This is a genomic window from Methanoregula sp., assembly GCF_049690535.1.
GTDB lineage: Archaea > Halobacteriota > Methanomicrobia > Methanomicrobiales > Methanospirillaceae > Methanoregula.
In genome coordinates this window covers 1-9,194 of sequence record NZ_JBAVMX010000124.1, presented here as the reverse complement: position 1 = coordinate 9,194, position 9,194 = coordinate 1, and the positions used below count along the sequence as shown (strand labels likewise).

12 protein-coding genes are annotated in these 9,194 nt (G+C 59.1%); 6 read left to right on the top strand and 6 right to left on the bottom strand.

Going from position 1 to position 9,194, the window contains the following annotated elements; all coding sequences use genetic code 11:
• Positions 1-764, bottom strand: a 764-nt coding sequence (locus WCE46_RS09825; protein WP_424733534.1) for a pyridoxal-phosphate-dependent aminotransferase family protein, incomplete at its 3' end; no start/stop codon positions are given.
• Between the two features lie 55 nt (positions 765-819).
• Here WCE46_RS09825 and purE point away from each other — a divergent pair.
• Both purE and WCE46_RS09815 read left to right on the top strand, forming a co-directional pair.
• A complete protein-coding gene (gene purE / locus WCE46_RS09820) occupies positions 820-1,212 on the top strand; it encodes a 5-(carboxyamino)imidazole ribonucleotide mutase (RefSeq protein ID WP_424733533.1) in 393 nt (130 codons plus the stop codon).
• A gap of 57 nt (positions 1,213-1,269) precedes the next feature.
• Entirely contained in the window at positions 1,270-1,707 is a 438-nt protein-coding gene (locus tag WCE46_RS09815; protein WP_424733532.1) for an LEA type 2 family protein, read from the top strand.
• 14 nt (positions 1,708-1,721) lie between these two features.
• On the opposite strand, the gene thiC is transcribed toward WCE46_RS09815, so the two are convergent.
• Complete coding sequence (gene thiC / locus WCE46_RS09810; protein WP_424733535.1) at positions 1,722-3,017, bottom strand: phosphomethylpyrimidine synthase ThiC; 1,296 nt, start codon at positions 3,015-3,017, stop codon at positions 1,722-1,724.
• A gap of 25 nt (positions 3,018-3,042) precedes the next feature.
• On the opposite strand from thiC, the gene WCE46_RS09805 reads away from it, so the two are divergent.
• The 3 genes from WCE46_RS09805 to WCE46_RS09795 are packed head-to-tail and all read left to right on the top strand — an operon-like array spanning position 3,043 to position 4,644.
• Positions 3,043-3,645 carry an MBL fold metallo-hydrolase gene (locus tag WCE46_RS09805; RefSeq protein ID WP_424733531.1) on the top strand — a complete coding sequence of 201 codons (603 nt, stop codon included), beginning with the start codon at positions 3,043-3,045 and terminating at the stop codon, positions 3,643-3,645.
• Positions 3,638-4,099, top strand: coding sequence for a GIY-YIG nuclease family protein (locus tag WCE46_RS09800; protein ID WP_424733530.1), 462 nt, complete (start codon positions 3,638-3,640; stop codon positions 4,097-4,099). Before WCE46_RS09805 ends, WCE46_RS09800 begins: the two co-directional genes overlap by 8 nt.
• Complete coding sequence (locus tag WCE46_RS09795) at positions 4,096-4,644, top strand: flavodoxin family protein (RefSeq protein WP_424733529.1); 549 nt, start codon at positions 4,096-4,098, stop codon at positions 4,642-4,644. The genes WCE46_RS09800 and WCE46_RS09795 overlap by 4 nt, the downstream gene beginning before the upstream one ends.
• Positions 4,645-4,705: 61 nt before the next feature.
• On the opposite strand, the gene cofH (WCE46_RS09790) is transcribed toward WCE46_RS09795, so the two are convergent.
• Positions 4,706-5,794: a 5-amino-6-(D-ribitylamino)uracil--L-tyrosine 4-hydroxyphenyl transferase CofH gene (gene cofH, locus WCE46_RS09790; RefSeq protein WP_424733528.1), complete on the bottom strand. Its 1,089-nt coding sequence runs from the start codon at positions 5,792-5,794 to the stop codon at positions 4,706-4,708.
• A 124-nt stretch (positions 5,795-5,918) separates the two neighbouring features.
• Between cofH (WCE46_RS09790) and WCE46_RS09785 the strand changes: the two genes are divergently transcribed.
• Positions 5,919-6,218 (top strand): YunC family protein, encoded by a 300-nt coding sequence (locus WCE46_RS09785; RefSeq protein ID WP_424733527.1) that lies wholly within the window; start codon positions 5,919-5,921, stop codon positions 6,216-6,218.
• A gap of 64 nt (positions 6,219-6,282) precedes the next feature.
• Here the strand turns inward: WCE46_RS09785 and cofH (WCE46_RS09780) are convergent, their stop codons facing one another.
• The 3 genes from cofH (WCE46_RS09780) to WCE46_RS09770 are packed head-to-tail and all read right to left on the bottom strand — an operon-like array spanning position 6,283 to position 9,049.
• Positions 6,283-7,371: a 5-amino-6-(D-ribitylamino)uracil--L-tyrosine 4-hydroxyphenyl transferase CofH gene (gene cofH, locus WCE46_RS09780; RefSeq protein WP_424733526.1), complete on the bottom strand. Its 1,089-nt coding sequence runs from the start codon at positions 7,369-7,371 to the stop codon at positions 6,283-6,285.
• A gap of 24 nt (positions 7,372-7,395) precedes the next feature.
• Positions 7,396-8,358, bottom strand: a complete 963-nt coding sequence (locus tag WCE46_RS09775; protein WP_424733525.1) for a S26 family signal peptidase — start codon at positions 8,356-8,358, stop codon at positions 7,396-7,398.
• Between the two features lie 58 nt (positions 8,359-8,416).
• Positions 8,417-9,049 carry a LysE family transporter gene (locus WCE46_RS09770; RefSeq protein ID WP_424733524.1) on the bottom strand — a complete coding sequence of 211 codons (633 nt, stop codon included), beginning with the start codon at positions 9,047-9,049 and terminating at the stop codon, positions 8,417-8,419.
• Positions 9,050-9,194: the final 145 nt, after the last annotated feature.

Here is a 9,194-nt window from a genome sequence, read left to right as displayed (position 1 = left end):
CCTTCTTCCTCTATCATCAGGCATGCCTCGCGAAGTGCCAGAAACAGCGGGACCGCCGGGGTGTACGGAGTCTCCATCGGCTTTCCGGCGGCGCTCTTCCTGTACGCGGCAAGGTCAAGATAGTAGGGAGGGTTCTTCGTGAGCCGTTCCCATGCCCGGCTGCTCACCGCGACCGCGGCAAGCCCCGCCGGGGCGGCAAGGCACTTCTGCGAACCGACGATGGCGACATCGACACCCCACTTGTCGGCTTCAAAAACATCGCCGCCAACCGAGGTGATCCCGTCCACGATAAAGAGTGCGTCGTGCTTGTGGGCCAGTCTTCCGACCTCCGCTGCCGGGTTCTTGATCCCCGCAGAGGTCTCGTTGTGGACAAGGGTAACAACCTGTGCGCCCGCTTCGAGCTGCTCTTCAAGCGCTGCGAGGTTTAACGGCGTCCCCCATTCGGAGGGGAACTCGTGGGCCTTGCCGTAGCGCTGGCTGATCTTGTAGAGCCGTTCGCCGAATTTTCCGTTCACGAAGCAGGCGATCTCCTTATCCCTGCCGAAGTTTGCGACCGCGGCTTCCATGCCGGCCGTACCGGATCCGCTTATCACAACGACATCGTTTGTTGTCCCGAATGCGGTCTTTAAAACCCGCACGCAGTCCGCGTAAACTACGCCAAACTCGGCGCTCCGGTGGTTGATTGCCTGGCGTGACATTGCGAACCTGACCCGTTCCGGCATCGGAACCGGGCCTGGCAGCATAAGGAGTGATTCTTTTTCCATGTGGATCTGCCAATAGTATATTTATATAGACGGGATATAAGTTTGGATGGCTTATATGGCAGACGTTGCAATCATCTGCGGATCAACATCCGATTCCGCGATTGCCGACAAGGCAAAGAAGGTCCTTGACGAACACAAGGTTTCCTGGGACTACCAGGTGATCTCTGCCCACCGGGACCCGGACAAGCTGGATGCGTATGTCAAAACCAATACTTGTAAGGTATTCATCGCCATCGCCGGGCTCTCGGCTGCACTGCCGGGCGTTATCGCGTCAAAGACCGACAAGCCGGTGATCGGGGTGCCGGTCAGCGGGACGTTGAATGGCCTCGATGCCCTGCTCTCGATCGTCCAGATGCCAAAGGGCGTGCCTGTCGCGTGCGTGGGTGTCGATAACGGGGACAACGCGGCTCACCTCGCGATCCGGATCCTGAAACTGGCTAAAAAGTAAAGCGTGGGAATAATCCCACGGGCAGGATTATCTCTTTTTCAGCCCTACGCTGGTACCATGCCGATCCTGCAGGACCCGGTGGTGACTCTCGAAGGGGTCTCGCTCAGGAATGTTTCCCTATCGACACTCGACCTTGAAGTGGCGATCCGGGTGGAGAACAAGAACCCGGTGGGCGCGACCCTGAAAGAATGCCCGTTTGCCGTTTTGTACCAGAAAGATGGCACAAGCCAGCAGATCGCAACAGGGAACACCGGGGAAGCGAAGATCGCCGCCAGCACCGCAACCGTGCTCAGGGTTCCGGTCACATCACACAACACGGCACTTGCCGGAGCGCTCGCAATGTTTGTCACGAAAGGCAGCATTGAGGTAACTATCGCCGGGACGGCCGTCATAAAGTTCCTGATGATCACAAAATCGGTACCGTTTTCCCGGACCACGCCGGTCACCATGGCGCAGGTTGCCGGGATCGTGAACGGGGCAAAAAAGCAGGGCTAACCGGGAACCCCCGGTCACTCATTCTCCCCTTTTCCCGTTTTTCCCTCAAAGAGCTCCCGCACCATCTTAATCGCACAGAGATCCCCACACATCGAGCAGGTGTCCGTGTCCCCGTCCCGGCAGTGGATCGCTTTTGCATGGTCGCCGTACAGCGCCAGCCTGAACTGTGCATCCCAGTCGAGCAGGTGTCGGGCCTCCGCCATCTGCACCTCGCGCTCCATTTTGTATCCCTCGTGGCGCCGTACAGTATCCCCGACGTGCGCCGCAATTTTTGCGACCCGGGTCCCTTCGATGATGTCCTCAACGTCCGGAAGGGCGAGATGCTCACTCGGCGAAACCATGCAGAGGAAGTCGGCGCCGTTCCGGCAGGCCTCCGCTCCCCCGATCGCCGCAACCACATGGTCGTAGCCCGGCGCAATATCGGTCACGATGGGCCCGAGCAGGTAGAGAGGGGCATGATCGGTGATCTCCTTTATCATCCGCACGTTGTAGCCCACCTGGTCGAGCGGCATGTGCCCCGGCCCCTCGATCATCCGCTGGACGCCCCGGGCAAGGGAACGTTTCGCGAGCGTGCCGAGCGTCACGTACTCCACCGACTTTGCGAGTTTTCCCGCATCCTGCATACAGCCGGGCCGCATCCCATCCCCGAGGCTAATTGTGACGTCGTATTCCGCGAGGATATCAAGGAGATACTCGAACTCGGCATAGAGCGGGTTTTCCTCGTCCCGGAGCATCATCATTGCGCAGTGGAATGTCCCTCCCCGGCTCACAACTCCCATCAGGCGCGGGTCGAGTTTCAGGGCATCGAGAGCCTGCCGGTTTACCCCGCAGTGGAGGGTTAAGAAATCCACACCCTGTTCGCAGTGCTCCCGTATGACCTTAAAGAGCAGGTCGGCATCCACGTCTGCCGCATTTCCCGCACGGCGCACGGCCTCGTATATGGGCACGGTCCCGACCGTCGTGTCAAGGGAGAGCATCTTTTTCCGGATGGCAACGAGATCCCCGCCGGTCGAGAGGTCCATGATCGCGTCGGCCCCGTTATCGAGTGCTCCTTTCGCCTTCTTCTCCTCAAGGGCATAGTCACACCGGGTGCCCGATGTCCCGACATTCACGTTCACCTTGACCGTGCACTCCTTACCGATGGCAGAGAGCCGGTGCCGGCGTTTCGGGTTTGCCGGGATCGCGATCCGGCCCGCAGCGATGAGCCGGGCCATCCGTTCCGGGTCCATGCCCTCCGCCCGTGCCGCCACTGCGACGTGATCGGGAACACCAGAAGAGCACCTGCGGATGAGCATATCCATAACAAACATCTGTTGGTATGCTTTATTATTGTGCATGCAGGTCAGGTGGATTCCCGAACAGGGAGCTTTCGCGAACTCATATATTTTCGGCACGATCCTTGTGGACGCCGGTCTCCTTCCCATGGCTGTCCAGCCGTACAAGGATGAGATCGACACCATTGTCCTTACCCACTGCCACTTTGACCACATTGCCCACGTAAAGGAGATCGCCCACATGTGTAAAGCGAAGGTTGCGATCCACCGGGACGATGCTGCGGGCCTTATCGATGATTCACGGAGCCTTTCGATGCACTTTTGCGCCCGCTCGCCGGGCATCGTGCCTGATATCGTACTCAATGACGGTGATACGATCGGAAATCTCACGGTCATCCACACACCGGGCCATACACCGGGGAGTATCTGCCTCTGGTCGGAGCCGGACAAGGTGCTTATCAGCGGGGACACCGTGTTTACCGATGGCGCATTCGGCCGCTATGATTTCCTTGGCGGCAGCCGTCAGGCGCTTGAAAAATCCCTCGACCGTCTCCTGCCGCTTGACGTGGAAGGGCTCTACCCGGGGCACGGGAAGCCGGTGGACTGCGGCGGGAAACGCCACATCGCGGCAGCAAACCAGCTCATGAAGGGCGGGTATGGATAAGGGAATCTACGGTCTTGTTCTGAAAAATCCCACCTGCACCGTGCGAATCGGGGCGCTTGGCCCCCTCCCGTTTGCAGCCGGATGGCACTGCTACATCGGTTCAGCCCTCGGGCCCGGCGGCCTTGTGCGGCTCGAACGCCACATGAGGCTCGCGGAGCAGAGGGACAGGCTGCCGAAATGGCATATCGATTACCTGCTGACCGATCCACGCTTCCGTATCGCATATGCCGTGTATGCCCCAACACAGGAGCGCCTCGAATGCCGGCTCGCCGCGGTCCTTGCCCGGGGCGGAACTGGTGTGGAAAAATTCGGGTGCAGTGACTGTGACTGCCTGTCCCACCTCCTGTACCGGCCCCGCGACCCGCAACGAGAGATCGTCGCGGCATTTTCCGGCCTCGGGCTTTCCCCCGGGATCAAAACCATCATTACCCCCAAAGGAAAGGGTAACGTATGAAAGTCCTCGGGTTGTCGGGCAGTATGCGAAAAGAGGGGAACACTGCACAGCTCATCCAGGTGATCCTCGGGCAGTGTAAGGAGGCAGGATTAAAAACGGAATTTGTCTCCCTTGCCGGGAAAAAGATCCACCCGTGCCTGGGCTGCCTCAAATGCATGGAGAAAAAGTGGTGCGTGATCGAGAATGATGACTGGGGGAGCATCGCACAGAAGGTCCTCGACTGCGAGGTGCTCGTGATCGGGTCCCCCACGTATTACTACGATGTCACGGGCCAGCTCAAGAATTTCATCGACCGCACGTACTCGCTCTACCATGACCGCAGGCTTTCCGGGAAAAAAGGGATTGCCGTTGCGGTCAACGCCTCGATGGGGGCGGAGCGGGCGGCGGCAACGATCGAGGGGTTCCTTGGCGCCCACGAGTTTGCATCGCTCGGTTCCGTCATCGGAACGGGAACGGATGAAGGGGATATCATGAAGGATGCAAAAGCCGTGGCGCACGCCAAAAAGACCGGGGACAAGATCGTCAGGCTGCTCAAGCCCCGGTAATCTGGTATTGGCACAAGGGATCAGTACCCTTAAGGGAGTGCCACACCACAGCCCCCCTCCATCAGGCTTTTTTATAGAGCGTCGTGCGCCGGCACAGCGGCCGGCCGATATCCTCTGCGACCCGCTGCATCTCCTTTGGGTCGAGGTAGTCCGTGTTTTGTGCCCCGGCGCCTTTTGAGATGCTCTCCTCAAACATCGTGCCGCCAAGATCGTTTGCCCCGGCAAGAAGCCCGAGCTGCGCCATCTTGATCCCTTCCTTTACCCACGAGACCTGGATATTCCTGAAATTATCGAGGAAGAGCCGGGCAACTGCAACCATCAGCCCGTCCTCGCGGCCGGTGGCCCCGGCTCGGGCCAGCCCGGCCCGGTAAATCGGCGTGTTCATGTGGACAAACGAGAGCGGGACAAACTCGGTAAAGCCGTGGGTCTCATCCTGGATCTCCCGCAAAATCGCAAGGTGCCGGACCCGGTCCGCGTCGCTCTCACAGTGGCCGTACATGATCGTCGCAGTCGTGGGGATGCCAAGCCCGTGTGCCTCTCTGATGATCCGGATCCACTCGGCGGTCGGGATCTTCTGAGGACATATCTTCTCCCGGATAGAATCCACAAGGATCTCCGCGGCCGTCCCACACATCGAGCGGAGACCCGCCTCTTTCATCGCTGCGAGCACGTCCTTTGTGCTCATGCCGCTTTGCCGCGCCGCGTACGCAACCTCCATCGGGTTGCTCGCGTGCAGGTGCACCCCCGGGGCTTCCTCGCAGATCCAGCGGTAGACATCGATATAGGACTGTGCGGTAAAAGCCGGGTGGAGGCCGCTCACCGTACAGATCTCGGAGACGCCGCGGGACTTCGCGAGCTGTGCCTTCTCCCGGATAACTGACTCGTCATGGAAATAGATCCTTTCGTCGCCCGGCTTCTTCGAGAAACCGCAGAAACCGCAGGCATTGACGCAGAGGTTGGTTACGTTGATGTTCTGGTTCCGGACATACGTGACCGCATCACCGGCAATTTTTTCCCGCTTTTCATCGGCGGCTGCCACGATCTTCCAGAGATCGCGGCCCCGGGTCCCAAAGAGCGCGAGCGCATCCTGTTCGCTGATCCGGTGACCGCCCGCTGCATCGGAGAGCACTGTTCGAAGATCCCTGTCCATACCAGCACCATTCATCGTCTTAGTGTGTCACACTGTGTCATACTTACCATAAAACCTGTCGGCCCGGGCAGTTCCCCGTCATAATTATTATACCGTGGCGCCAATGTGCATCATAAGAAGGATTATGCAAAAGGTCTCCGTTCATCTGTCAAAGAAGGTAGCCGACGGGTACGTCATCCCGCTCGGGCCCGCAAACCTAGTCGCGGTTATCACCGATGTGGGTCTTGTGGGGTGCGGCGCTTTCGATGTCGCCGCGCTTGACTCGTTCAGTTACCCGGCGGCAAAAGTCCGCCCCGCAAAAGGACCGTCCATTGTCACCACCGATGACATCCTGACCGGCATTATAAAGGAGGTCAACCGGGGCGCGATGAGTCGCGGGATCACAAACGGCATGACCGGCAAGCAGGCGCTGGAACTGCTCTGATCGACTCTTAAAGAAAATAACCTGAAAAAAATCTTTTTTGAGAGGTTTCCGCCGTTTCAGCGGGTTATATCAGATCGTAGAGCGTCGTCCGCTGCCGGAGCGTCCGCCCGAGATCCGCCGTCATCCTCTCCATAACTTCAGGGGAAAGGTAACTGGCATCGCCTGCACCCGCATCCACGGAGACCTCATCGGTAAACATCGTGCCGGCAAGGTCGTTACCCCCGCACAGGAGCGCAAGCTGCGTCATCTTGAGGCCGAGCTTGCCCCACGATACCTGCACGTTGTTGAAATTGTCCAGGAACAGCCGGGAGACCGCGATCATCAGGAGGTCTTCCCTGCCCGTTGCCCCGGCCCTTGCTACACCCTGCGTATAGAGCGGGGTATTGGTGTGGATATATGACATCGGGATGAACTCGGTAAAGCCGTGGGTATCATCCTGGATCTCACGCACGATCGCCATGTGGTCCACCTGGTCACGGGCGGACTCGTACGAGCCGTACATGATGGTGGCAGATGTGCGGATGCCCATTGCGTGAGCCTCCCGGATAATCCGCACCCATTCGGCACCGGAGACTTTCCGGGGACAGATCACTTTTCGCACGGACTCGATCAGGATCTCCGCAGCGGTTCCCTGAAGAGAACCGAGCCCCGCATCCCTGAGGGCGGCAAGAACCTCTGCCGTGGTGCACCGGCTCCGTTTTGCCGCATGGGCTACCTCGTCCGGGCTGAACGCGTGGATGTGGATATCAGGGGCGATCTCGTGCACCGCGGTGAGCAGCCCGGTGTAGGTGTCGAGGTCAAAAGCGGGGTTGACACCTGAGAGAAAACAGATCTCAGTGACATGGCGTTCCTGTGCCAGCCGCACACCGGCCCGGGTCGCGTCAAGGTCCTGGCAGTAGGCGCCGGGATCGGTCGCTTTTTTCCCAAAGCCGCAGAACCCGCAGAGGTTCTTGCAGATATTGGTCACGTGCAGGTTCTGGTTCCGGACGTACGTGACAATATCGCCGACCTTTTCCTCCCTCACCTCATCGGCAGCTGCAGTGACGCGGAAGACGTCGCGGCCGGTCGTCTTCATGAGGTATTCGCCTTCGTCAGGTGAGAGCCGGTGGCCGGCCTGTACGTCGCGCAGGAGCGTGTTAAGTGCGGATGTCATTGTCGTTACGACCAGAATATCAGATTATTTCTTCTGCCGGGAACCCTTCGAAGGCTTCCTAGATTTTCCGGCCTTTTTGCCGGACTCCGCTTCCTTTCGTTTTGCATACCAGTCCCAGGCAACCATCACTACGATGAAGACGAGGATCACCCACCATATATTGAGCGGGAGCAGACCGATAAGGGGGATCGTGAAAAGGGCTTTTCCGACCACCCAGTCTTTTTCGACCGGCTCGATCGTCTGGATGTCCCCGACCGTGAGATACCCTTCATCGCTCACCGGGTTGTTGTCCCCTTTGGTGATGTAGCCGCCATGCGCTGTTGCATCGCCGTATCTGACATACCCGCTCCCGTTAATAACGTATTGTTCGGGGAGGAAGTACTTCGCGGTGGCAGTACTGAATCCCATGCCCTGGGAATATTCGGAGAGATTCCCCGGGGGCGTAGCGTTTTCGGGGTACATGAGATAGTACCCGTACTCGGTCGTATTGGTCGTTGCAAGCGGAATATACCCGGAGGGGGTTACGTTCCCGCGATACGGGTTGAGATACGATGGTTCGGGATCCCCTGCATCCACCCAAGTCATGGCCCGGTGGATGATCGGGTGCTGCTTTGAGAGCGGGAGCAGGCCGATCTGTGCCCAGAAATCGGTCTCGCCGTTCGGGCGGTAGATGATCACATCCCCGTAATCGCCGAACTTCTGGTACCCGGTCGCGTGGGCCTCGTCCCATGTCTGGAGGGGGCCGAACCGGTCGGGGGCGACAACGACCACGAGATCCCCGATGTTCATGTGGGGCTCCATGCTCCCCGATTCCACGGTGACGACCGCCGGCCACGTCCCGCAGATCAGGTAGAGCGCGAGCGCGATACAGCCGACCACGGCCGCCACCCAGAGAATGTCGCGGGCAAGGGAGACCGCCCAGTGCTCGCTTGTCCTGAACTCATGGATCATCGTGCGGATGTCCCGCGACGGTTCTTTCTCTGCCATCCTTAACGTTCTCTATTAGCGTTTTTTGTTAATATACCGCACCTTGTCCCAAGGAGGTTCAGGCCCAAGGCACTAGGACCCGCACGAGGTAATAGCACCCGAAGATGACCAGAAAGAGGCCGCACGCAATCATGATCCGCTGGTACGTGAGATCGGAGAGGAGTGTCTTTCCCCTGGAGATGCCGGTCGAGACAAGGGTAAACCACCCGAGATCCGCACACCAGTGCCCGGCCATAAAGACGCAGGCAAGGAAGATCCCACCGGCAAGGCCGGCAATCACCATCGCGCTCCCGATCGTGAGCCACCAGATCCAGAAATACGGGTTTGCGACGCTCGTGAAAAAACCGGCAAAATACGGGTTTGCCGCAACGGTTGCCTGCCCGCCGCTATTCCCCGCAAGCGAGGCCCCCCGGCTCCCGGTGATCGTGAGGATACCGAAGATCACGAGTGCCACGCCCCCGATGACCGCAACCGCGGTGGTGTACCGGAGCGCGACGGTTGCAAGGCCGGCCACGATCAAAAGGACGATAACGAGTTCTGATAGCATGTGGCCGAGCGTCACTTTCGGGCCCATCGTCCAGCCGCCGGGGATCGATGCGTTGATGGTGGCAACCAGCGTGGGGCCCGGCGCAAGGGCGCCGGTCAGGCCAAGGGCAAATGCCAGAATAAACATCTGGAGGGTGTCGAGCATGGTATCGGGAAGGGGTGTGCACCCGTAACCTGAACAGGGTTAGAACGGACGACGATATCAAGGATTCCCTGCGACGGGTGTCAGAGAGGACACGTGCATGGGTGATATGATTATTTTCCCGGTGCTGCAATATACTACGTTATGC